A 23,085-nucleotide genomic window follows, 5' to 3' on the forward strand; every position below is an offset into this window, starting at 1 on the left:
GGACGCTCATGAACCTCGACTACTTCACGCTGACGCGCCGCCTCGTGCTCGCCGCGTCGCTCGCCGCCTCGCTCGGCGGCTGCATGACCAGCACGCCCGTCTGGGACAGCCGTTTCGGCGACTCGGTTCGCACCGTGATGCAGGCTCAGATCATCGATCCGCACGCGGCCGAACACGCGAAGTCGGCAGCCGGCGTCGACGGCCGCGCCGCCGCCGCCGCGCTCGACAACTACGACAAGTCGTTCCAGCAGATCGAGCCCACGCCGAACGCGTTCGTGATCGGCGTCGGCGGCGGCAAGGCGGGCGGCCAATAACCACCATTCGCTCAGGGAGACCGTCATGTCTCGCGTCACTTCCTCGTCAGGCGCCGCCCTTCACGGCGGGCGGCGCCGCCAGCGCGGCGTCGTGTCGATTCTCGTCGCGCTGATGCTCGCGGTGCTGATCGGCTTCGTCGGCCTCGCGCTGGATCTCGGCAAGCTCTACGTGACGCGCAGCGAGCTGCAGAACAGCGCTGACGCGTGCGCGCTCGCCGCGGCGCGCGACCTGACGGGCGCCATCAGCCTGTCCGTGCCGGAGGCGGCCGGCATCACCGCCGGCCACCTCAACTACGCGCTGTTCGAGCAGTTTCCCGTTCAGATGCTGACGAACTCGAACGTCACGTTCACCGATTCGCTCAGCAATCCGTTCCAGCCGAAGAGCTCGATCGCCTCGCCGTCGTCGATCAAGTACGTGAAGTGCACGACGTCGCGAACGGGCATCGTCAACTGGTTCATCCAGACGCTCAACATGGTGCCGGGCGTGAGCGTCGCGAACGCGTCGGTGTCCGCGACGGCCGTCGCGACCGTCGGCGCCGCGCAGACCACCTGCGCGATCCCGGTGTTCATCTGCAAGGCCGGCACGCAAACGAGCCCGCCCGTGGCCGGCGCGTCGTACAACATCGGCGACTGGCTCGCCGCGAAGACGGGCTCGCCGCCGTCGTTCGGCTCGGGCAACTTCGGCTGGTCGGCGCTCGACGGATCGAACAGCGCGTCGTCGATCGCCAACGAGCTGACGGGCAACTACTGCTCGCTGCCCGCGACCGGCTCGCAGGTCGGCACGCCCGGCAACAAGGCGGCGACGACGAACGCATACAACACCCGCTTCGGCATCTACGCGAATCCGTACAAGAATCCGTCGTACGGCACGCCCGATTTCACCGGCTACGCGTACGACGCGACCACGTGGCCCGCGCAGAGCAGCGCGTACTCGGATTTCGTCAGCAAGCGCCTGACGTTTACGAGCTATCAGGGCGACCTGATCACCGGCATCAACACGGGCGGCTCGTACAACGCGAGCTACTACCCCGCGGGCGCCGACCGGCGTCTCGCGCTCGCGCCGGAAGTCGACTGCTCGGTGCTGCTGAACGGCCACAGCGCGCCCGTGCTGTCGTGGGACTGCGTGCTGATGCTCGACCCGATGGGCTCCGGCGGCAGCGCGAGCCCCGTGCACCTCGAATATCGCGGCTCGTCGACGGCGGCCGGCAGCCCGTGCGCGACGCAAGGCACGCCCGGCAACGGCAGCTCGGTCGGCCCGCAAGTGCCCGTGCTGCTCCAATGAACGCATGATCAACCGAGACGATCATGAACCGACTCTCATTGCCTCCCCGCGCGTCGCGCATGCGCGGCGCCGTCGCGGTCGAATTCGCGATCGTGATGATTCCGCTCGTGCTGCTCGTGACCGGCGTCGCGGAGTTCGGCCGCGCGATCTACCAGTACGAGGCGCTGACGAAAGCGACGCGCGACGCGACGCGCTATCTGTCGACGTACCTGTCGACCGACCCCGCGTATCCGGTCGCGCAGGCGCAGTGCCTCGCCGTCTACGGCAGCACGACCTGCGGCTCGACCGGCAGCGAGCTCGCGCCCGGCCTCACGACGTCGATGGTCGTCGTGTGCGACGCGTCGCACACGACGAACTGCGGCGACGCGTCCGATCCCGCGCAGTTCGCGAACGTGCCGACCTACGACACCAACAACGGCTCGCCCGATCCGGCGAACCTCGCGGGCAGCATCAATCTCGTCGAGGTCAAGATCAAGGGCTATCAATACCGCCCGATCCCCGCCTTCCCGGGGCTGCCGACGCTGACCTTCGGCAACATCGTCACCGTGATGAGGCAAGTGTCATGAACGCGCGCCCCTTCTCCCTCGCCCGGCGCCGTGCGCAGCGCGGCATGGCGGCCGTCGAGTTCGCGCTCGTCGCCGCGATCCTCTGCACGATCCTGATCGGCATCTGCGAGTTCAGCCGCGTGCTGTTCTACTGGAACACCGCGAGCGAGGCGGTCCGGCTCGGCGCACGCACGGCGGCCGTCTGCGACGCCGACGCGTCCGTCGTGAAGACGCGCATCAGCCAGCTGATGCCGCTCATCGGCAATGCGAACGTGAGCCTGTCGTACGCGCCCGCCGGCTGCGATTCCGACGCGGCGACGGCGCGCAGCACCTGCACGTTCGTCACCGTGTCGGTCACGAACGTGACGGTCAAGACGCTGATTCCGTTCGTGCCGCTCACGCTCGCGATGCCCCCCTTCGTCACCACGCTGCCCCGCGAAAGTCTCGCGACGTCGACGGGCGGCACGGTCTGTCAATGAAATCCACGCGAGGTCAACGACCATGATCAACATCCTCGTCGCTTCCGAAGACGCATCGCGGCTCGCGCATCTCGCGCGGCTCGTCGGCGATGCCGGCCGCTATCGCGTCACGCGCACGGTCGGCCGCGCCGCGCAGATCGTACAGCGCACCGACGGCCTCGATGCATTCGACATCCTGATGATCGACGGCGTCGCGCTCGACACCGCCGAGCTCGCCGCGATCGAGAAGCTGAGCCGCCTGCATCCGGGCCTCACGTGCATGCTCGTGACGACCGACGCGTCGTCGCAGACGCTGCTCGACGCGATGCGCGCCGGCGTGCGCGACGTGCTGCCCTGGCCGGTCGAGCCGCGCGTGCTCGACGCCGCGCTCGAGCGCGCGGCCTTGCAATGCACGCAGCGCGACACGCCCGACACGCGCGTCGTGTCGTTCATGTCGTGCAAGGGCGGCGCGGGCACGAGCTTCATCGCGGGTAACGTCGCGTACGAGATCGCCGAAGACTCGAAGCGCCGCACGCTGCTCATCGACCTGAACCAGCAGTTCGCCGACGCCGCGTTCCTCGTCAGCGACCAGACGCCGCCGTCGACCATCGCGCAGCTCTGCGGGCAGCTCGAAAGACTGGACGGCGCGTTTCTCGACGCGAGCGTGGTGCGCGTGACCGAAACGTTTCACGTGCTCGCGGGCGCGGGCGATCCGCTCAAGGCCGCAGACCTGCGCGAGGACGCGCTCGAATGGATTCTCGGCGTCGCCGCGCCGCGCTACGACTTCGTGATCTTCGATCTCGGCGTGAGCCTGAACGCGGTGTCGATGGTCGCGCTCGACCGCAGCGATCACATCGAAGTGGTGCTGCAGCCGAGCATGCCGCACGTGCGCGCGGCCCGGCGCCTGCAGGAGCTGCTCGTGTCGCTCGGCTGCCCGCTCGATCGCATCCAGCTCGTGTTGAACCGGCAGACGCGCGCGTCCGAGCGCGCGCGCGCGGCGCTCGAGGAAGTGCTGAGCATGCGCGCTTCGTATGTGATACCCGACGATCCCGCTGCGGTCGGCGAGGCCGTCGACCAGGGCGTGCCGCTGTCGCGGCTCGCGCGCGGCTGCGCCGTCGCGCGCAGCCTGCAGGCGTTCGCGAAGCATCTCGTCGACGGCGCGCAGCGCCCGCGGCGCGACGCCGAGCACGACGCGCCGCTGTTCGCCCGGCTCTTCAGCCGCGGCGCGACGCCCAAACTCAAATCGATGTAATACCCGTTCGAGGAGACCATCATGTCATTGCGAGACCAGATGTCCACGCGGCGCGCGCCACCGTTCATGTCCCGAAACGAGGCCGTCGGCGCGGCCACCGCGATGGCGCGCGAAGCGTATCAGAAGCTGCGCCGCCAGATGCACGGCGCCGTGCTCGAGCGCGTCGAGCTCGAGCGCCTGTCGCGGCTGCCCGCCGAGCAGGTGCGCAACGAGATCGCGACGCTGATCGCGCGCATTCTCGACGAAGAGAAGCTGCTCGCGAACGATCTCGAGCGCCGCCAGCTGACGATCGACATCTACGACGAAATGTTCGGCTTCGGCCCGCTCGAATCGCTGCTGCGCGACCCGACCGTGTCGGACATCCTCGTCAACACGGCGAGCGCCGTCTACGTCGAGCGGTTCGGCCGGCTCGAGCTGACCGACGTCACGTTCTACGACGACGCGCACCTGATGAAGGTGATCGAGAAGATCGTGTCGCGCGTCGGCCGGCGCATCGACGAATCGAGCCCGATGGTCGACGCGCGCCTGCCCGACGGCTCGCGCGTGAACGCGATCATCCCGCCTTCCGCGATCGACGGCCCGCTGATGTCGATCCGCCGCTTCGCGGTCAACCCGCTGAAGATGGACGATCTCGTCAACTACCAGACGCTCACGCCGCCGATGGCGCAGCTGCTCGAAGCGCTCGCGCGCGCGAAGGTCAACGTGCTCGTGTCGGGCGGCACCGGCAGCGGCAAGACGACGCTCCTGAACATCCTGTCCGGCTACATTCCGGATGCCGAACGGATCGTCACGATCGAGGACGCCGCCGAGCTCCAGCTGCAGCAGCACCACGTGCTGCGGCTCGAGACGCGCCCGCCGAACATCGAGGGCAAGGGCGAGATCACGCAGCGCACGCTCGTGCGCAACGCGCTGCGGATGCGCCCCGACCGCATCATTCTCGGCGAAGTGCGCGGCGCCGAAGCGCTCGACATGCTCAACGCGATGAACACCGGCCACGAGGGCTCGCTCGCGACGATCCACGCGAACACGCCGCGCGACGCGCTGACGAGGCTCGAGAACATGATCGGCGTCGCGGGCCTCTCGCTGCCGCCGAAGACGATGCGCCAGCAGATCAGCTCGGCGCTGTCGGTCGTCGTGCAGACCACGCGCCTCACGGACGGCAAGCGCAAGATCGTCAGCATCCAGGAGCTGACCGGCATGGAAGGCGAAATCATCAACATGCAGGAGATCTTCACGTTCAAGCGCACCGGTCTCGACGCGAACGGCAACGTGCTCGGCCACTTCACCGCGACGGGCGTGCGGCCGAAGTTCACCGAGCGTCTGAACGCGTTCGGCATCCAGCTGCCCGACGCGATGTACGATCCCGCGCGCCGCTTCGAAGTGGCGTAAAGCCCGCGCCGCATGAAGGAGCCTGTCATGGACCCGATCTTCTACGGTTTCATCCTGCTGCTGTTCGTCGCCGTGGTGCTGGCGTTCGAAGGCGTCTATCAATGGTGGAACGCCCGCCACGGGCCGGCCGCGCGCCGCATCGAGGCGCGCATCCGCGCGATGTCGGCGGGCGGCCAGGTGCAGAAGGAGCGGCTGTCGATCCTCAAGGAGCGGATGCTCAACGACGCGAAGCCGTTCGACCGCCTGCTGATGCGCCTGCCTCGCGTGCAGACGCTCGACCTGATGATCGAGCAATCGGGCCTCGCGTGGTCGGTCGTGAAGCTCGCGTGGATTTCGCTGGCGATGCCGTTCGTCGTGTTCGTCGCGCTCAGCTTCGCGCCGCTGCCGCTGTGGGCCGCCGCCGCGGTGTCGGTCGCGATGGTGAGCCTGCCGACGCTGTTCGTGCTGCGGTGTCGCACGCGCCGCCTGCGCAAGCTCGAACGCCAGCTGCCGGACGCATGCGACATGATCGCGCGCGCGCTGCGCGCCGGCCACGCGTTCTCGAGCGCGATCTCGATGGTGGGCGGCGAATTCGCCGAGCCGATGGGCGGCGAGTTCCGGATCACGTTCGACGAGATCAACTACGGCGTGCCGCTTCAGGAAGCGCTGCTGAATCTCGCGACGCGCGTGCCGGTGCCCGACCTGCGCTACTTCGTGATCGCGGTGCTGATCCAGCGCGAGACGGGCGGCAACCTCGCCGAGCTGCTCGACGGCATTGCGCTGCTGATCCGCGAGCGCTTCAAGCTGTTCGACAAGATCCGTGTGCTGTCGGCGGAAGGCAAGCTGTCCGCGCTGATCCTGACGCTGCTGCCGTTCGGCACGGCGGGCCTGCTGTCGATCATGAATCCCGACTTCATCGCGGTGCTCTGGCAGGACCCGGCCGGCATGCTGCTCGTCGGGGTCACGATCGCGTCGATGGCGTTCGGCATCCTGTGGATGCGGCACATCATCCGCATTCGCGTGTGAAGCGGCGCGCGGCACATCCGGCAATCAATCATTCGTTGAACGACATTCGGGGACTGTCATGGAAAATCTCAACGTCACGCAAATCCTGCTGCTGTTCGGCCTGTTCGCGGTCGTCGTCGCGGGGGTGATGGGCGCGTGGCTCGCGCTCGCGCCGCGCGGCTTCGCGCGCCGCCTCGAGCAGATCGGCGGCGCCGCGGTTGCGACGGGCGACGGCCCGGCGCCGCCGGCCGTCTGGGTCGAGAAGCTCGCCGAAATCTCGCAGCCGATCTCGAAGCTGTCGCTGCCGAAGGCCGGCTGGGAGAATTCGCCGCTGCGGCTGCGCCTCATCAACGCCGGATGGCGTTCGCCGGGCGCGGCGCACCTGTACTTCGCCGCGAAGACCGTGCTCGCGCTCGCGCTGCCCGCGGCCGCGATGCCGTTCATGATCGGCACCGCGCTCGGCGACAGCCCGTACTCGGTGTCGGCGATGCTCGTGCTGATCGGCGCGTTCGGCTTCTATCTGCCGAACGCCATGCTGGCGCGCCGCATCGCGTCGCGCCAGCGCATGATCGTCGAGGATTTTCCGGACGCGATCGATCTGCTGACCGTGTGCGTCGAAGCCGGCCTCGGGCTCGACGCGGCGCTGACGAAAGTCGCCGACGAGCTGCGGCTGCGCAGCCCGGTCGTCGCGGACGAGCTCGGGCTGATGCTGCTCGAGATGCGCTCCGGCTTCTCGAAGGAAGCCGCGCTGCGCAACCTCGCGCTGCGCACGGGCGCCGAGGACGTCGACGCGTTCAGCGCGATGCTGATCCAGGCGGACCGTTTCGGGACGAGCATCGGCGCGTCGCTGCGCGTGCTGTCGGACACGCTGCGCACGCAGCGGCGGATGCGCGCGGAGGAGCGCGCGGCGAAGATCGCGCTGAAGCTGCTGTTTCCGCTGATCTTCTGCATCTTCCCGGCGCTGCTGACGGTGCTGCTCGGGCCCGCGTTCATCCATATCTACCGGACGCTGCTGCCGACGATGACGGGCGGTTGAGCGGCGCTCGCGGCGGCGCCGGGTGGTATCGCCGTGCCGCCGGCGCCGCGCGGGCGGCCGGCCCGCCGCGCCGACGACAAGAATGCGAAAGCCGCGCGGCGGGCGGGGCGGGGAAAGCCGGCCGCGCGCCGCGTTCGGCGGCCGCACGTTCGCCGCACGCCCGCGCCGTCCGATTGCACGATCACCCGATCACCCGATCACCCGAAAGAAGACACGCCGCGCATGCGGCGTGAATCACGTACGGAAGGCGCTCGCGCTTGCCCCGCCGCGCGCCGCGCTCAGAGCCCGTTTGAAAATGGATGAAATGGCGAATTCCAGCTCATCTGGCCCACGCCTGCATTCCTTGCCCACGGGCCACTTTCAAAGCAGCGCTCTACATCAGCGTGGCTACGAGGGCGGAAATTTGCATTTCCAAACGGGCGCTAAGCGGGCTTGGCCGCGAGATCGAGCACGGAGCCGTCGCGCTTGAGCGTCGCGAGCACGATGCTCGAATTCGTCGACATCACGCCGCGCGCGCGGTGCAGCTTGTTCATCACGAACTCGGAGAAGTGATCGAGGCTGCGCGCCCGCACGGTCAGCACGTAGTTCGATTCGCCCGTCACCACCTGCGCGGCGACGACTTCCGGCCACGACTGGATCGCGGCGACGAACGAATCGTGCCAGTCGTCGATGTCGGGCCGCATCGACACATGCACGAGCGCCTCGAATTCGACGCCGATGCGCTTCGGCGCGATCACGCACCGATAACCTTCGATCACGCCCTGCTCCTCCATCAGCTTGACGCGCCGCAAGCACGCGGACGGCGACAGCGCGACCGACGTCGCGAGGTCTTGATTGCTGATGCGCCCGTCGCTCTCCAGCTCGCGAAGAATGCGCATATCGGTACGATCCAGGCTCATTTCGCAGAATCCCGCAAAAAAACAATCTCAATTCGCAGACTCTATCACGACGAAACGTAGGCAAGCACGATTTCCGAAGCACATTTCATTTTTTCGTCGATAACATGCGCCCCATGAATCGTGCAGCGGAGGCGGCCCGCAAGGCCGCACGCGGCGCGGCGGCGCGGCCCGCGGGCGATGCGACGCGCCGCGCCGAGCCGCTGTTTCCGCCACCGTCACCCGCAAGCCGCCTCCACCATGTTCGAACACATCCACGCGTACCCCGGCGACCCGATCCTGTCGCTGTTCCAGGCGTTCCAGCGCGATCCCGAGCCGCGCAAGGTCAACCTCAGCATCGGCCTGTATTACGACGAAAGCGGCGCCGTGCCCGTCCTCGACAGCGTGCGCGCGGCGGCGGCGCGCCTGAGCGAGCGGCACGACGCGCACACGTATCTGCCGATGGAAGGCATGGCCGACTACCGGCGCGCGCTGCAATCGCTGCTGTTCGGCGCCGACAGCACCGCGTTGCGCGACAAGCGGATCGCGACGGTGCAGACGGTCGGCGGCTCCGGCGCGCTGCGTCTCGGCGCGGACCTGCTGAAGCGCTATTTCCCCGACAGCGCGATCTGGATCGGCGATCCGACATGGGACAACCACCGCGTGCTGTTCGCGGCGGCGGGCCTCGACGTGCACACGTACCCGTACTACGACGCGGCGACGAACGGCATCCGCTTCGACGCGATGACGGCGACGCTCGACACGCTGCCCGCGCGCGCGATCGTGCTGCTGCAGCCGTGCTGCCACAACCCGACGGGCATCGACCTGTCGCGCGAGCAGTGGCGCGAGCTCGCCGCGCTGTGCGGCCGGCGCGGGCTGATCCCGTTCCTCGACATCGCATATCAAGGCTTCGGCGACAGCCTGGACGACGACGCCTGGCCGATCCGCGCGATGACCGACGCGGGGCTGCCCGTCTTCGTCAGCCATTCGTTCTCGAAGAATTTCTCGCTGTACGGCGAACGCTGCGGCGGGCTGTCGATCGCGTGCGCGAACGAAAGCGAGGCGGCCCGCGTGCTGAGCCAGATTCAGGCGGGCGTGCGCCGCATCTATTCGAGCCCGCCGCTTCACGGCGCGCGGCTCATCTCGACCGTGCTGAACGACGCAGCCCTCGCGCAGCAATGGGCGCGCGACGTCGCCGCGATGCGCGAGCGCATCAAGCGGATGCGCTCGGCGCTCGCCGCGCGGCTCGCTGCGCTCGTGCCGGGCGCGTCGTTCGACTACCTCGTCGAGCAGCGCGGAATGTTCAGCTACACCGGCCTCGCGCCCGCCGAAGTCGACGCGCTGCGCGAGCGCGACGGCGTGTACCTGCTGCGCTCCGGGCGCGCGTGCATCGCCGGGCTGAGCGACGCGAACGTCGATCATGTCGCGAACGCGATCGCCGGCGTGTTGAAGACGCGCCGGGCGCGCGTCGCGGCGTGATGCGCGATGCGCGATGCGTGATTCGTGATGCACGGCATCCGGGCTGAAATCGAAAGGCAAAGCCGGATGCCGCAGCCGAATTCCGGAACCGAAGCCGGGTCCGGGTCCGGGTCCGGGTCCGGGTCCGGAGCCGGAGCCGGAGCCGGAGCCGGAGCCGGAGTCGAAGTCGAAGTCGAAGTCGAAGCCGAAGCCGAACCCGAACCCGAACCCCAAGCCGAACCCGAAGCCAGCCGGCGCCCCGAGCCGCGGCGCGCGAGCGCCGCGACGCCCGCGGCCCCGCTCCAATAATCAGACATCCGAAAGAGTCTCCCATGCCCGCACTGATTCCCGTCGATCTGCCCGCACCCGCACAGCCGTTCTCGTGGGCCACGCACGCGCACGGCCTGATGTTCACCGCGCACGGTCCCGTCGATGCGACGGGCGCGATCGTCGGCGGCGACATCGCGCGGCAGGCGCGTCTCACGCTGTCGAACCTCGCCGCAACCGTGCGCGCCGCCCGCGCGCAGATGCAGGACGTCGCCCAGGTGCTGCTGTACGTCGCCGACGCACGCGACATCCCCATCATCGATGCTGTCTACCGCGAGTTCTTCGACGCACCGTACCCGAACCGCGCATGCGTCGCGGTGCACGGCTTCGCGCATCCGGACATGCGCATCGAGCTCGTCGCGCACGTCGCGCTCGGCCGCGCGTCGAGCCGCGCGGCCGACTAGTTTCGCATTCGATCCACGCGCCGCCGCCCGCCGACGAGGCCGGCGGCGGCGCGCGCGGAGCGCGTCGCAACACGGACGGCGGCGGCCCGCTCGCCTCGCCGCGGCAGTTTGCCGCGCGGCGAGGGCTTCCCGCCGTCCGGCACAACGACACATCGACAAGGAAACGAAGATGAACAGGTTTGGAGCAACGACATGGCCGGTCGCGATCGGCATCGCGCTGTCGGGCCCTGCATTCGCGCAGAGCTCGGTCACGCTGTACGGGATCGTCGATCAGAGCATCCGCTACACGACGCACGCGGACGCCGCGAACGGCGGCGCCGTGCAAATGGCGAACGGCGCGATCACGAACAGCCGCTGGGGCCTGAAAGGCGCCGAGGATCTCGGCGACGGCCTGAAGGCGATCTTCCGCCTCGAGAACGGCTTCGAGCCGCAATCGGGGCAAGCGGACGGCGCTCGCCTGTTCGGCCGCTACGCGTACGTCGGCCTGTCGGGCCGCTTCGGCACGGTCGAGCTCGGCCGCCAGACCACCGAGGGCTTCAACCTGTTCGGCGATCTCGATCCGCTGACGATCGGCAACTACACGGCGAACATGTGGCCGTACTTCCTCACGCAGGGCTACGCGAACAACGTCGTCAGCTATGCGAACACGCTCGGCGGCCTCGCGCTCGGCGCGAGCTACGGCTTCGGCGGCGTCGCGGGCAGCATGAGCCGCAACGCGTACTGGGGCGTGCGCTCCGCGTACACGCACGGCGCACTGACGATCGGCGCCGTCTATCAGCAGACGCGCGACGCCGGCGGCCGCGCGCAGCAGATGTGGGGCGCGGCGGGCCGCTACGCCGTCGGCCCCGCGACGCTGTTCGTCGGCTATCTCGGCGGCAAGGACGCGACGGGCACGATCGATCGCGACTACCTGAACGATCCGGGCCGCACGGTCGCCTACGGCTCGTTCGCCGATCATCCGCGCTACGACACGATCGGCTACGCGGGCGCCGCGTACCGGATCGATCCGGCGATCACGCTCACGGGCGCGTTCTATTACGATGCGATCCGCAACGTGAACGGCATCGACGGCAACGGCGGCAAGCGCTACGCGGGCGTGCTCGAAGCGGAGTACGCATTGTCGAAGGCGACGCAGGCGTACGCGAGCGTCGACTACAACAAGGTGTCCGGCGGCGCCGTCACCGAGATGCCGGGCCGCGGCAATCAGACGGGCGTCGCGGTCGGCCTGCGGCACATGTTCTGACGAACGGTCCGGATCGTTCACGCCAATCGCGCGGGCGCGCCGCAGCGCGCCCGCCATCCATAACGACAATCGGAGGAGCATTCAATGAGTTCGGAAGGGCAATTTCACGCGATCGCGGCCCGCGAAGGCGGGTTGCGCCGCACGCTGAGCGCCAGCCAGATGACGATGATCGCGATCGGCGGCGCGATCGGCACGGGCCTCTTTCTCGGCAGCGGCTTCGCGATCGGTTTCGCGGGGCCGAGCGTGCTGATCAGCTATGCGATCGGCGCGCTGATCTCGCTGCTGCTGATGGGCTGCCTCGCGGAGATGACGGTCGCGCATCCGACGTCGGGCTCGTTCGGCGCGCACGCCGAGCACTACCTCGGCCCCTGGGCGGGTTTTCTCGTGCGCTACGCGTATTGGGCGTGCATCGTGCTCGCGGTCGGCACCGAAGTCACCGCGATCGCGCTGTACATGAAGTACTGGTTTCCCGCGGTGCCCGGCTGGATCTGGATCGCGGGCTTCTCGGCCGTGCTCGTGCTCGTCAACGCGCTGAGCGTCGACGTGTTCGGCTCGGTCGAATACTGGTTCTCGGTCGTGAAGATCGCGGCGATCGTCGCGTTCATCGCGATCGGCGGCTACGTCGTGTTCGTCGATCCGTCGCTCGTCGCGGGCTCGAACGCGGGCGCGCCGGGCCTGCGCCATTACGTCGCGCACGGCGGCTTCTTCCCGAAAGGCGCATGGGGGATGTGGGTCGCGGTGATCGTGTCGATCTTCAGTTACCTGAGCATCGAGATGATCGCCGTCGCCGCGGGCGAGGCGCAGGACCCGGAGCGCGCGGTCACGCGCGCGTTCCGCTCGACGGTCGTCCGCCTCGTGCTGTTCTACCTCGTCACGCTCGCGCTGATGCTGGCGATCGTCCCGTGGACCGCCGCCGGACGCGACGAGAGCCCGTTCGTCAAGGTGATGACCGCGATTCACCTGCCGGGCGCGGCGGGCGTCATCAACTTCGTCGTGCTGATCGCCGCGCTGTCCGCGATGAACAGCCAGCTCTACATCACGACGCGGATGATGTTCAGCCTCGCGTGCGCGGGCCACGCGCCGCACGGCCTCGGCCGGCTCAGCGCGCGCGGCGTGCCGCTCAACGCGCTGCTGCTGTCGACGGCCGGCATCGCGATCGCGACGCTCGTGAGCATCGTCTACCCGGACGCGTCGTTCACGATCATGATGGCGATCTCGATGTTCGGCGCGATGTTCACGTGGATGATGATCTTCGTCACGCACTACTTCTTCCGCCGCAAGCGCGCGGCGAGCGGGCGGCCGGCGGCCGGCTTCCGGATGCCCGGCTTCCCGTTCGCCACGCTCGCCGGCGCGGCGCTGATGCTCGCGATCATGGCGACGACGTACTTCACGCCCGAGTTTCACATGACGCTCGTGTTCGGCGTGCCGTTTCTCGTCGCGCTGAGCGTGCTGTATCTCGCGCGATATCGCCGCCGGCCGGAAGCGCTCGCCGACACGCAGACGCTGCCGCGATAAGCGCGCCGCCGCCGTGCGCGAAGCGCGGGGCGCGAGACGTGGAGCGCGAGGCGCGAAACGTCAGACGCACGCCGCACACGCGGCGGCGCGGCGGCGCGGCGGCGCGCATCACGACGCCCGGCCCGCTCAGGCCGGATCGAGGCTCGCCTCGCTGACGGCCGCGCGCAGCGCGACCATCGCCGTGCGCGCGCCGTCCCCGTCGCGGCCGTCGATCGACGCGACGAGCTTGGCGGCGGCGTCGCGGATCGCGTCGTTGCGCTCCTGCAGCGTCGCCGCGTCGAGATCGATCGCCATCACGCCCGCACGCGCGACCTCGGCCATCTGCCGGATGAACTGATTGCGGCTCGCCTCGACGATCGACGCATGCAGCAGCTCGAGCGCGCGGCGCAGCGCGTCGGGCTCGATCGCCTCGCGCAGCGCCGCATGCGCGGCGCGGATCGCGCGCCGCTGCGCGTCGTCCGAATGCACCGCCACCTGCGCGGCCGCCTCCGGCTCGATCAGGTCGCACATCGCGGCGACGTCGAGCAGGAAATCCGTGTCCGACGCGATCCGCATCCGCCACTGCATCACGTGATCGTCGAACAGCCGCCATTCGCTGCGCGGCGTGAGGCGCGTGCCCGCCTTGGTCCGCGCGTGCAGCATCCGCCGCGCGGTCAGCATCCGCGTGACCTCGCGCATCACCGAGCGCGGCACGCCCAGCTCGCGCGCGAGCACGTCCTGCGGCGGCAGCAGGCCGGACGTGTATTCGCCGTCGACGATGCGCGTGACGAGCTCGTCGAGCACGCGCTGCACGCGCGGGGACGCCTTCAGCGAACGGCGCTCGGCCGAATCGCCGAACGGTCTCGCCAGCGCGCGCGCCGGGTTAAGGAGATGGTTGGTATCAAAGGAGTTCATCGTACTCATCCAAGTTCGGAACGGGGTTCCTTCGCTGAAAACGGAAGGCGCGACGACGTGAACGCATCCGCAACGCGACGAACGCATGCGAAGGCGGGACCGGCTGCGACAATCGCTGCCTCGGGAATAAAAAGCGCGATCGGAGCATGTTCCGATCGCAAGGCCACTGCCGCAGACAACCGGGCCACCGGGCGGCAGATGGGGCGCGACGCGCGCGGAGCGCGTCGTGACAATCGATTCGATGCGCCCGGGCGCGTGCCGGGCGCGAAGGAGCGGAAAGCGGGCGAGCCGGGCGCGCGCCGGGCCGGCGCGGCGGCATCGGCGCGCAGCGAGGAAATGACCTGTTCCTGTTCCCGCGCACACGGCGATCGGCGCGCATCCGGCGAGTCCGGCGCGCGCGACGGTTTGGCCGCCGCATGCGCGGCGCCCGCGCGCGGCACGAGCGCGAGCGCGAACGCGTGGGCCGCGGCCGGACGCTCGCCGCGACCTCGCGCCTGCCTCAGGAAACGCAACGCGCAGCGCCGTCGCAGCGGCGCGCGCGCGACGAGGCATGGACGTTGCCGTACAATGCCGACAGCCATGGTGGGGTCTTCGCTGAAAGTCTTCCGTGGTCAGGCCGCGCCGGGTGTTGGCGCACCTTGCGCGGCCGCTCGCATCACTGCATTCGTCCTATATCCGCATCTCTCCCGTGATCCCGTCCGCGTGCGTCGAGCACGGCGCGCCGCAGCCGAAGAACGGCGCGCCGCACGGGCTCACGCGCATCCCGTCGGCAAGCGACGTCCAGCGCAGATCGGCCGGGTCGGCGGCCATCCAGCCGCCCGCTTTCGCAATCAGCACGCAATCTGCGATCGCATCGAAATCCGCCCGAAAATGCACGGAGCTCTTGTTAACCAGAATCTTCATCGTTTCCGGCGCGACGCCTGCGATCCGGTAGAAGCTCCGGTCAGTCATCTGCACGCGCGCCGACGTGACGACGACGCGCACGTCGCCGATCCGCAGGCACGCGGTCGGGCCGAGCTCGAGCGTCGCGCCCTTGAGCATCGGGCCATGGCAATGGCAGCGGCCGTTCGACAGCGACTCGACGCGAAACGTCCCCGTGAACGGCAGCCCGCTCTCCGCGCCGAGCGTGATCTCGAGCGACGCGCCGAGCCCCGCCGCGTGCGCGGCGCACGCGGCCGCGGGATCGAAGAACAGCCCGAGCGCCGTATCGGGCGCGCGATGCGTAACGAGCGCATGCAGCAAACCCGTCGTGTTCGAGCCGCCGCCCGCGCCCGGGTTGTCCTGCGTGTCGGCGATCACGACCGGCTTGTCCGCGCGGCGCGCGATCCGGATCGCTTCCGTCACCGCCTCGTCCGCCGACATGAAGCGCACCGACCACTCCGATTCGATCGACACGACGTGCTCGTACAGCGCGTCGACGGCGCGCGCGAGCTGGACGGGATCGGCGCCGTAGCCCCAGATCGAAGGCCCGCATTCGGCGAAGTCCGCGGCCGGAAAGCCCGGCGCGAACGAAAGCGACCGCACGCCGCCCGTTTCCAGCCGGTCGAGCAGCCGGAACACGCTCTTCGAAGGCTCGAGCGACGTGCACATCGCGTTGACCGGAATCAGGAACGGCACGCGCCGCGCGGCCCGGAAATGGCGATGACGGCCGCGCTTGCCGAGCAGCGTGTCGAGCAGCGCGATCGCGCGGCGCCCGGTGTCCGCCATGTCGACGTGAGGATAGGTGCGATATGTGACGAGCGCGTCCGCGCTGTCGAGCATTTGCCGCGTGACGTTCGCGTGCAGATCGAGCGACGCGACGATCGGCACCCGCGCGCCGACGGTCTCGCGCAGCCGGCGCAGCAGTTCGCCTTCGCCGTCGTCGTAATGCTCGGCCGCCATCGCGCCGTGCTGGTCGACGTAGATGCCGTCGGCGTCGCACCGCTTCGCCGCGTCGACGATCTCGCCCGCGATCCGCTCGAACGCGACCGATTCGACGACGCCCGACGGCGCCGCGTCGGCCCAGATCGCGGGCAGCGCGACATGCCCGGCGTCTTCGATCGCCGCCAGCGCGCCCGCGATCGGCAGGTTCATGCCCTTCAGCCGGTGCATCTCCGCGCCGCGCGACAGCGGATAGCGGCCGCCGTCCGCGACGAAGCTCGCGTAGGACGCCCTGCTCGGTGCGAACGTGTTCGTCTCGTGCCGGAATCCGGCGACCAGGATCTTCATGATGCGGCGGCGCTCCATTTCTTCGCGTCGACGCGGTTCGCGAGCAGCACGATCGCGCCCGCGACGAACAGCGCGACCATCACCATCAGCCCGGCCTGCAGGCTGCCCGTCGTGGTCTTGATCCAGCCGATGACCGTCGGGCTCACGAAGCCGCCGAACAGGCCGATCGAATTGATGAGCGCGATGCCGCCCGCGGCGACGTCGCCCTTCAGATAATCGGCGGGAATCGCCCAGAACACCGCGTAGGCCGAATACATCAGCGCGGTCGCCGCGACGAGCGCGACCATCGCGACGACGAAGCGATCGCCCGCGACCACCGTGACCGTCAACGCGGCCGCGCTCAGCAGCAGCGCGATCGCGCTGTGCAGACGCCGCTCGCCGCGCTTGTCGGAGCGCCGGCCGATCACCTGCATCGCGACGATCGCCGCGAGATAGGGCAGCGCGGTCAGCGCGCCGATATGCAGCAGGTTCTTCACGCCGGCGCCGCGCAGCAGCGTCGGCAGCCAGAAGCTGACCGCATAGAGACCGCAGATGATCGCGAAATAGGAGAACGCCATCGCATAGATTCGTGGATCTTTCAGGACCTCGCGAAACGCGGTGTGCCGGCTTGCCGCACGCGGCGCCGAACCGATCTCGGCGAGCAGGATCGCCTTCTCGCTCTCGCTCAGCCACTTCGCGTCGGCGGGCCGCTCGCTCAGCGTGAAGAACAGCACGACGCCGAGCAGCACCGCCGGCAACCCTTCGAGCAGAAACAGCCACTGCCAGCCGGTCAGACCATACACGCCCGCGAGCTGCGTCATGATGAGCGTCGACACCGGCCCGCCGATCACGGCGCCGACGGGTCCCGCACACAAGAGCATCGCCATCGCGCGCGCCATTCGCGCCTCCGGATACCAGCGTGTCAGACAGAACAGCATGCCGGGGCTGAAACCCGCCTCGAACACGCCGAGCAGGAAACGCAATGCGTAGAACGTCGTCACGTCGGTGGCGAACATCATCGCGACCGATGTCAGCCCCCACAACACCATGATGCGGCTCAGCGTGAGCCGCGCGCCGATACGGGTGAGCCAGAGATTGCTCGGCACCTCGAACGCCATGTAGCCGAGAAAGAAAATTCCGGCGCCGAGGCCGTACACGGCCTCGCTCCATCCGAGGTCCGTCTGCATCGCGAGCTTCGCGAAACTGATGTTGATGCGATCGATATAGGCCGTGACGTAACAGACTGCGAGAAACCCGAGGATGCGGATGTCGACCTTTCGATAGATTCGCGAGCGCGCGTTTCCGGAAGCGTTCTGTTCTCTCATATGGCCCGTATTGGAATCTGCGTGCGCGTACTCCCGCGCTCATTTGTCGTGGCCATTATCTCCATACTGTATGATCCCAGTGACAGCAACTTTGGTGTACGGCCGTTGCTTTGCAAGGCAACAAGTGTATGGATCAATCGTTCCAGGTCAATCTCAACCGCCTCCGCTACTTCCACGCAATCCTCGACCACGGATCGATCCGCGCGGCGGCAGAACGGCTGAACACCGCGCCATCCGTCGTCAGCCGGCAGTTGCAGCTGCTCGAGAGCGAAATCGGCGCACCGCTGTTCGAGCGCCGGCAGCACGGCATGATCGCGACCGAAGCCGCCACCCTCCTCGTCGAATACACGCACGCGTGCCGAATCGGATTAGAGCAATTCCACGAATCCTTGCACGGCGAATTGCGCGGGCGCGTCGAGATCGCACTGACGGTCGGCTATGTCGAAGACCTGATGGATTCCGTTATCACACGTTTTTTGCATCGGCATCCGCACGTATCGGTCGCATTGAACGTGCGCACCGCGGACGGCGTCGTAGATGACGTATTACGCAAACGTGCGCATATCGGCCTCACGTACAATCCGTCGCTGCCGCAAGAGATTCGCGAGTGCCTGAGCGTCGCGCATCCGACGTTTCTCGCGGTCGCGCCCGATCATCCGCTCGCGAAGCGCGGCGAGCCGCTCGAATTGCGCGAGGCCGTCAGCTATCCGCTCGCGCTGATGCCCGCGCCGTATTACGGCGTCGGGCAGATCGTGCACACCGTCGCGCATGCGGAGAACATTCCGCTCGCGCCGCGGCTCGTCACGAACTCGGTGCCCGCGATGCGGCGCTTCGTGCGTTCGGGCAACGGCGTCGCGTTCCTCACGCGCCTGCTGATCGAAGACGATCTCGAATGCGGCGAGATCGTCGCGCTGCGGATGCGCAATCCGCTGTTCAACTCGCCCTGCGGCAAGGTGCTCGTTCACAACGAGCGCGCGCTGCCGCGCGCGGCGAACGAGATCCTCGCGCAGATCGTGCGGGATTTGCCGTCGTTCAAGGTTTGACGCGCGGCGCGCGAAGCGCCGCCGGCGCGCGATCGTTGATGCGCGCCGACGCGGCACGCGCACGCGCACGTGAGCGCGGGAGCGCATGAGCGCCGGCGCGTCGCGCGAACGATGCGCTCGGCCGATGCGGCAATCGAAAACGCTCCGCTCGATCGGTTCTCCGAACGAATCCGCACGCCGAAGCGGCCCCGCGATCGGGCGCACGAACGTTCGGGCTGCAACGCGCAGATGCGATCGTCGGGCTTGCCGATCGCGAAGCGTCGTTTTTCTCAACGCGCCGGCATATGCGAACGTCGAGCGGCGGCATGCATTCGCGGACGGCGCTCGACAGCGCGGCCGACTCGCTCGAAGCCGGCGATGCCCGATATCCAGCCGAACCGCGATCGCCGCTCGATCTCGCGCCGACGCACGCAATGTGTGCACATTAGCCGTCGCGCCCGAAGCATTAAAAACATATCCGCCGCACCGTTTCCTGAAATGAAACGATGCGCGCCGTGCGCCCCAACGCCGCATCGTCCCGCAAGCGCGCACAGCGCAAGCCGAGCGTGACCGTTCCCTCGACCATCACCGCGCGGGCGCGCCCGATTTCGCTCATTCATCTGCGCGCGGAAGAATTTATATGCGATATATGCGACGATGGACATCGCCGCCGTTCGTCGCGACGCACGTGCGCCTCGCGCGTCGGAACATCCGTTGCCTGCATTCTCGATTCACGGCCGGCCGCCTCGTGGCCGGCCGAACGCCAACGCGGCGAGCGCGCGGCGCGCGAGCCGAGACTCGCGCATCTCGCGCATCTCGCGCATCTCGCGCATGCTCGCCGCCCGTCAGGAGCACGCGATGCGGATATTCGAAACGATCGCCCTGCTGTTCTCGCGCGCCGCCGGCCGGCGGCCGCGTTCCGAAGGCTTGGCCGGTTCGCGCGTCGGCGCGCGCGCGGCGTGCCGCGCCTGTCCGTCGCGCCGCGCGCATGCGGGCCGTCCGCACGCCGCGCACATGCATGCGCCGCAGGCGTCGCGCACGCGGCGGCCGCCGTTCGAGCCTCGGCGTCCCGAGCGGTTCGGCGCCGGCGACGTCGAGCCCGGCTCGTCGAACGCGCCCGAGGCGGGCGGCATCAAGCTGTGAGCGCGCGATGGCTACCGGCAAGACGCCCGCCCGCAAAAGCGCCCCGCGCAAGACCGCGCCCCGTCCGCCCGCGTCCGGCCGCAAGCGCGCCCGCACCGCGCAGGAAAAATCCGGCCGTGACTGGTCGAACGACGTGATGCGGCACAGCAACGCGCTCGATCTCGAACCCGACATCTTCAAGTCCGACGACCCCGAAGCGATCGCGCAATCGCTGAAACGCTCCGCGCTCGACAGCACGCGGCGCAAGGCCAATCCGTTTCAATCGGCGATGTCGATGCTCAATTTCTACGTGAACCGCGCCGGCCGAAACCTTCCGAAGGCGCGCCGGGAAACGCTCGAGCTCGCGAAGAAAAAATTGCGCGAGGCGTTCGGCCGCAAGCCCTGACGCATCCGCCGAGACGAGCGCCGATCGGCCGTTGCGGACGGCCGGCCGGCGTTGCACCGAGCGCGCTTTCCCGCTCGCGGCCGTCATCGTCGTGCGATGCCCAGCGCGAGCACGACGTGAAAGATCACGGCGAACGCATAGAGCAGGATCTTCGCGATCTCCGCCGCGCCGCCCACCGGCGGCGACGCGCCACCCCGCTAAAACTGGTAATTGATCGACACGTCGACGGCCGAATCCGTCGAGCGCTGCGTGAGCGGACTGCGCGCGGCGCTGCCGACGAGTTGTTCGACCGCGCCGTCGGCCGTCACGAACCAGTGCTTCGTGACGAACCAGACGAGCGTCACGCCGCCGCCGACCGACTTCACACCCGCGCTCGGCGCATAGCGCGAATAGCCGGAGCGCGCCGCCTGCGCGTCGTTCACGCCGAACCAGCTGTTCATGTAGCGCGAATCGGCGAACGTGACGGTCGGCCCCGCGAACCAGTAGAACGTTTCCGAGCTGCCGGGCAGCGGCATGTACGCGGCGAGATCGGCGACCCACCCGTTCGCGCCGCCGACGCTGCGGCGAACGTCCGCGCGCAGCACGAGCGGGAAATCGCGCGAGATCACGTAATCGGCCGACAGCTTGATCACCGCCGCCGGATTGACGTTGCCGACGCCCGTCAGATGACCGCGGTCGTCGGCCTCGCGGCGGCCGAAGTCGTAGCCCACGGAGATCGTCGCGCGCCAGTTCGGCCCGCGCAGCACGTTGACGCCGATCCCCTCGCCCGTCGACACGAACCACAGGTCGCGATAGCGGACGTCGAGGGTCGGCCCGGCCATCGGACGATACTGGTTCGAGCCGTCGTAGCGCGGCTGCAGCGTCGCGGCCGCGCCGACCGCGATCTGCCATGCCGGCTGCTGCGGATCGAAAAGCTTGTCGAGCGGCACGCCGGCCGAATACTGCCACTCGGCGGCCGGCGACGGCGTCTGCGCGCGCGCCGAAACGGCCGCCGCCGCGCACGCGATGCAGACGATGCCGCGCACGGCGCGATCGATGCGATCGATGCGCCGTCGCGCCGGCGCGCGGCGCGGTGCGACGGCTCCCCGGATTGGAACGGCTCGTGCGTCGGCCATGTGCTGTCCTCGTTGTTCGGATTGTTGTCGCCGCGGCGAACCCGCGCGCGAACCAACCTTTGCCGGCACGCGATTGCAGCACATCGCGCGCCCCGACGCCACCGGCGCCACCGGCGCCTCGAGCGCACGCCGGCGCGTCAGCTCAAGCCTCGCGCTCGACGCGATCCGCGAACAGATTCAGCGCGCGCGCGACCTGACGCCCGAAGTAGCCCGGGCGCTCACGCTCGTACGCGCGCAGCAGCGTCGTGCATTCGCGTTCCGCCCAGCGCCAGTATGGCCCCTGCTTCGCGAAAGCCGGATGATCCCGCAATTCGGCCGGCACCGTGTGCTCGTCGTCCCATCCCCAGAAATACGCCTGATGCGAACGCGAGAACGACATGCCGACCATGCTCGCGACAATTTCGTCGTGGCGCATCGTGAAGTCGATGACCTCCGTTCGCGCGAGCCCGGCGGCATCGGTGTGGCGCGCCTCGATCCAGCAGTGATAGCGCGCGAGCTGCGACAGATGCTTCGCGGCGCGGCGCCGCTCGCGCGTCGAGCAGAGCACGAAGAGTGTGTCGTCGCCGAAATCCATGACCTCGCCGCCCGCGACGGGCCGATACCGCGTGCCGGTCAGCATGGTCAGCACGCGCGCGCCGACGATCGCGTAATCGGCGCAGCGCATGTAGCCGTTCTTGGTCGTCGCCTCCGACACGCTTCGATGGACGACTTCGTCGATGACGGGACGCAGCGCCAAGCTGATCGGCACGGTCAGAATCGGGGAGTTTGCTGCGGATTCGTGTTGCATCGGGACTGAACGCATTCAGCCGATCATCGGTCGGCGCGGGTGGGAGCCGCGGAATTATTACTTTTCGTTACATTCGGCTGTGTCGATTTTGGAAAAGATCTGTGTACTTTTGTCAAGATCGGCGCACGAAATGCTGCCTGCCGCGACAACCGCTCCGTCGCACGCCAAATCGTTCGTCGCCGCCCTCATTCGCGGCCGCGGACGGCCCGGCCCGGCCGTTCGTTCGCCCGTTGGCCCGTTGGCCCGTTCGTCCGTTCGTCCGTTGGTCCGTTGGTCCGTTGGTCCGTTGGTCCGTTGGTCCGTTGGTCCGTTGGTTCGTCCGTTCGTCCGTTCGTCCGTCCGCCCGTTCGTCCGTTGGCCCGTCCGTCCGTTGGCCCGTCCGTCCGTTGGCCCGTCCGTCCGTTGGCCCGTCCGTCCGTTGGCCCGTCCGTCCGTTGGCCCGTCCGTCCGTTGGCCCGTCCGTCCGCCGCGCGCCGCGCAAGCGGCCGTGCCGCTCACGCGGCCCCGCGCGGCTCGCTGCTCCATGCACACGCGCGAGAACCTGAAGTTCGACCGCGGAGCGGCCCTTCGCGCGCCCGCTCGTTGCGCGATGACGGCTGCGTCGCGCATTTTTTTACCAATGCGCTGTAACGAAAGTGTCGGCCGGATGGATCAACGATCGCACGCTCGGCCACGGCGAACGGATTTCCGCGATGCCGGCCGAAGAGAAGGCGCGCGCGCCGCGGCCGGTCTCGACATCGCGCACGCACCGCACGCCGGCGCGCAAGCCGCGCAACGCGATCGGGCACGCGTTCACCCTCGCCGACGATCAGATCGAGGCGGCGCCGTCGCGGCGCACGCCGCGTCACGGCGACGTGCGCCGCGACGCGCTGCCGCCGCCGCTCGGCGCGACGCTCGCGCGCTCACGGCAGCGCTTCATTGCCGCGTCGCTCGAATACTTCAACGGCGACAAGCCGCGCATCGCCAAGGCGCTCGGCATCGGCCTCGAGCCGCTGCACAACCGGCTTACGCCGATGCGCGTGCGCGAGACCGAAGCACCGCGTTAGCGTGGGCGCGGCGCGCATCGTCTCGCCGGATGCTTTTGAACGAAAGCGCCATGTGGGCGATGCGCCGCCGAGAAACGCTTCGGCATGCAAACGATCCGA

General features: G+C 68.7%; 24 protein-coding genes and 1 pseudogene. 16 read left to right on the forward strand and 9 right to left on the reverse strand.

What is annotated here, in order from left to right:
* The first annotated feature begins 8 nt into the window (after positions 1-8).
* Genes WS78_RS29895 through WS78_RS29930 form a run of 8 tightly spaced genes read left to right on the forward strand, consistent with a single transcriptional unit; the run spans position 9 to position 7,260 of the window.
* A complete protein-coding gene (locus tag WS78_RS29895) occupies positions 9-314 on the forward strand; it encodes a hypothetical protein (protein WP_059575654.1) in 306 nt (101 codons plus the stop codon).
* Between the two features lie 25 nt (positions 315-339).
* Complete coding sequence (locus tag WS78_RS29900) at positions 340-1,596, forward strand: pilus assembly protein TadG-related protein (protein ID WP_038755058.1); 1,257 nt, start codon at positions 340-342, stop codon at positions 1,594-1,596.
* A 59-nt stretch (positions 1,597-1,655) separates the two neighbouring features.
* A complete protein-coding gene (locus WS78_RS29905) occupies positions 1,656-2,162 on the forward strand; it encodes a TadE/TadG family type IV pilus assembly protein (protein ID WP_038755055.1) in 507 nt (168 codons plus the stop codon).
* On the forward strand, positions 2,159-2,620 hold the full coding sequence (locus WS78_RS29910; RefSeq protein WP_038755053.1) for a TadE/TadG family type IV pilus assembly protein: 462 nt from the start codon (positions 2,159-2,161) through the stop codon (positions 2,618-2,620). Before WS78_RS29905 ends, WS78_RS29910 begins: the two co-directional genes overlap by 4 nt.
* A gap of 22 nt (positions 2,621-2,642) precedes the next feature.
* A complete protein-coding gene (locus WS78_RS29915; protein ID WP_038755050.1) occupies positions 2,643-3,851 on the forward strand; it encodes an AAA family ATPase in 1,209 nt (402 codons plus the stop codon).
* A gap of 21 nt (positions 3,852-3,872) precedes the next feature.
* Positions 3,873-5,240, forward strand: coding sequence for a CpaF family protein (locus WS78_RS29920; protein WP_038755047.1), 1,368 nt, complete (start codon positions 3,873-3,875; stop codon positions 5,238-5,240).
* 27 nt (positions 5,241-5,267) lie between these two features.
* Entirely contained in the window at positions 5,268-6,245 is a 978-nt protein-coding gene (locus WS78_RS29925) for a type II secretion system F family protein (protein ID WP_059575736.1), read from the forward strand.
* Between the two features lie 58 nt (positions 6,246-6,303).
* Positions 6,304-7,260, forward strand: a complete 957-nt coding sequence (locus WS78_RS29930; protein WP_038755041.1) for a type II secretion system F family protein — start codon at positions 6,304-6,306, stop codon at positions 7,258-7,260.
* Positions 7,261-7,682: 422 nt separating this feature from the next.
* Here WS78_RS29930 and WS78_RS29935 read toward each other — a convergent pair whose 3' ends face one another.
* Positions 7,683-8,159: an Lrp/AsnC family transcriptional regulator gene (locus WS78_RS29935; protein ID WP_038755035.1), complete on the reverse strand. Its 477-nt coding sequence runs from the start codon at positions 8,157-8,159 to the stop codon at positions 7,683-7,685.
* A gap of 237 nt (positions 8,160-8,396) precedes the next feature.
* Between WS78_RS29935 and WS78_RS29940 the strand changes: the two genes are divergently transcribed.
* The 4 genes from WS78_RS29940 (at position 8,397) to WS78_RS29960 (ending at position 13,082) form a co-directional block, all read left to right on the forward strand.
* Positions 8,397-9,614, forward strand: coding sequence for an amino acid aminotransferase (locus WS78_RS29940; protein ID WP_059575658.1), 1,218 nt, complete (start codon positions 8,397-8,399; stop codon positions 9,612-9,614).
* A gap of 311 nt (positions 9,615-9,925) precedes the next feature.
* A complete protein-coding gene (locus WS78_RS29950; protein WP_059575660.1) occupies positions 9,926-10,324 on the forward strand; it encodes a RidA family protein in 399 nt (132 codons plus the stop codon).
* 169 nt (positions 10,325-10,493) lie between these two features.
* Complete coding sequence (locus WS78_RS29955; RefSeq protein WP_059575663.1) at positions 10,494-11,567, forward strand: porin; 1,074 nt, start codon at positions 10,494-10,496, stop codon at positions 11,565-11,567.
* An 84-nt stretch (positions 11,568-11,651) separates the two neighbouring features.
* The gene (locus tag WS78_RS29960; RefSeq protein WP_059575665.1) at positions 11,652-13,082 is read left to right on the forward strand and encodes an amino acid permease; all 1,431 of its coding nucleotides are present in this window, start codon (positions 11,652-11,654) and stop codon (positions 13,080-13,082) included.
* A 126-nt stretch (positions 13,083-13,208) separates the two neighbouring features.
* Here the strand turns inward: WS78_RS29960 and WS78_RS29965 are convergent, their stop codons facing one another.
* From WS78_RS29965 to WS78_RS29980, 4 genes are all read right to left on the reverse strand, one after another.
* Entirely contained in the window at positions 13,209-13,976 is a 768-nt protein-coding gene (locus tag WS78_RS29965) for a FadR/GntR family transcriptional regulator (protein WP_059575667.1), read from the reverse strand.
* Positions 13,977-13,981: 5 nt separating this feature from the next.
* A complete protein-coding gene (locus tag WS78_RS37845) occupies positions 13,982-14,557 on the reverse strand; it encodes a hypothetical protein (protein ID WP_226377258.1) in 576 nt (191 codons plus the stop codon).
* Positions 14,558-14,645: 88 nt separating this feature from the next.
* Complete coding sequence (locus tag WS78_RS29975; RefSeq protein ID WP_059575737.1) at positions 14,646-16,184, reverse strand: M81 family metallopeptidase; 1,539 nt, start codon at positions 16,182-16,184, stop codon at positions 14,646-14,648.
* Positions 16,181-17,488, reverse strand: coding sequence for an MFS transporter (locus tag WS78_RS29980; RefSeq protein ID WP_059575669.1), 1,308 nt, complete (start codon positions 17,486-17,488; stop codon positions 16,181-16,183). Before WS78_RS29980 ends, WS78_RS29975 begins: the two co-directional genes overlap by 4 nt.
* 128 nt (positions 17,489-17,616) lie before the next feature.
* Between WS78_RS29980 and WS78_RS29985 the strand changes: the two genes are divergently transcribed.
* Positions 17,617-18,531 (forward strand): LysR family transcriptional regulator, encoded by a 915-nt coding sequence (locus WS78_RS29985; RefSeq protein WP_038755020.1) that lies wholly within the window; start codon positions 17,617-17,619, stop codon positions 18,529-18,531.
* A gap of 445 nt (positions 18,532-18,976) precedes the next feature.
* On the opposite strand, the gene WS78_RS36575 is transcribed toward WS78_RS29985, so the two are convergent.
* Positions 18,977-19,126 carry a hypothetical protein gene (locus tag WS78_RS36575; RefSeq protein WP_156437393.1) on the reverse strand — a complete coding sequence of 50 codons (150 nt, stop codon included), beginning with the start codon at positions 19,124-19,126 and terminating at the stop codon, positions 18,977-18,979.
* 242 nt (positions 19,127-19,368) lie between these two features.
* Here WS78_RS36575 and WS78_RS29990 point away from each other — a divergent pair, with 242 nt between their 5' ends.
* Both WS78_RS29990 and WS78_RS29995 read left to right on the forward strand, forming a co-directional pair.
* Positions 19,369-19,653, forward strand: a complete 285-nt coding sequence (locus WS78_RS29990) for a hypothetical protein (RefSeq protein WP_038755269.1) — start codon at positions 19,369-19,371, stop codon at positions 19,651-19,653.
* Positions 19,654-19,660: 7 nt separating this feature from the next.
* Positions 19,661-20,038, forward strand: coding sequence for a DUF3175 domain-containing protein (locus WS78_RS29995; protein ID WP_059575671.1), 378 nt, complete (start codon positions 19,661-19,663; stop codon positions 20,036-20,038).
* 83 nt (positions 20,039-20,121) lie between these two features.
* On the opposite strand, the pseudogene WS78_RS37850 reads toward WS78_RS29995, so the two are convergent.
* From WS78_RS37850 to WS78_RS30005, 3 genes and pseudogenes are all read right to left on the reverse strand, one after another.
* Positions 20,122-20,208 (reverse strand): annotated as a pseudogene (locus WS78_RS37850) (DUF1328 domain-containing protein); the annotation flags it as partial.
* A gap of 27 nt (positions 20,209-20,235) precedes the next feature.
* Entirely contained in the window at positions 20,236-21,153 is a 918-nt protein-coding gene (locus WS78_RS30000) for a MipA/OmpV family protein (protein ID WP_059575673.1), read from the reverse strand.
* Positions 21,154-21,295: 142 nt separating this feature from the next.
* On the reverse strand, positions 21,296-21,940 hold the full coding sequence (locus WS78_RS30005; RefSeq protein WP_038755014.1) for a hypothetical protein: 645 nt from the start codon (positions 21,938-21,940) through the stop codon (positions 21,296-21,298).
* Positions 21,941-22,632: 692 nt separating this feature from the next.
* Between WS78_RS30005 and WS78_RS30010 the strand changes: the two genes are divergently transcribed.
* Positions 22,633-22,986: a hypothetical protein gene (locus tag WS78_RS30010; RefSeq protein WP_145986938.1), complete on the forward strand. Its 354-nt coding sequence runs from the start codon at positions 22,633-22,635 to the stop codon at positions 22,984-22,986.
* Positions 22,987-23,085 lie beyond the last annotated feature (99 nt).

Origin of the sequence: Burkholderia savannae, from assembly GCF_001524445.2 — a bacterium.
Taxonomy (GTDB): Bacteria; Pseudomonadota; Gammaproteobacteria; order Burkholderiales; family Burkholderiaceae; genus Burkholderia; species Burkholderia savannae.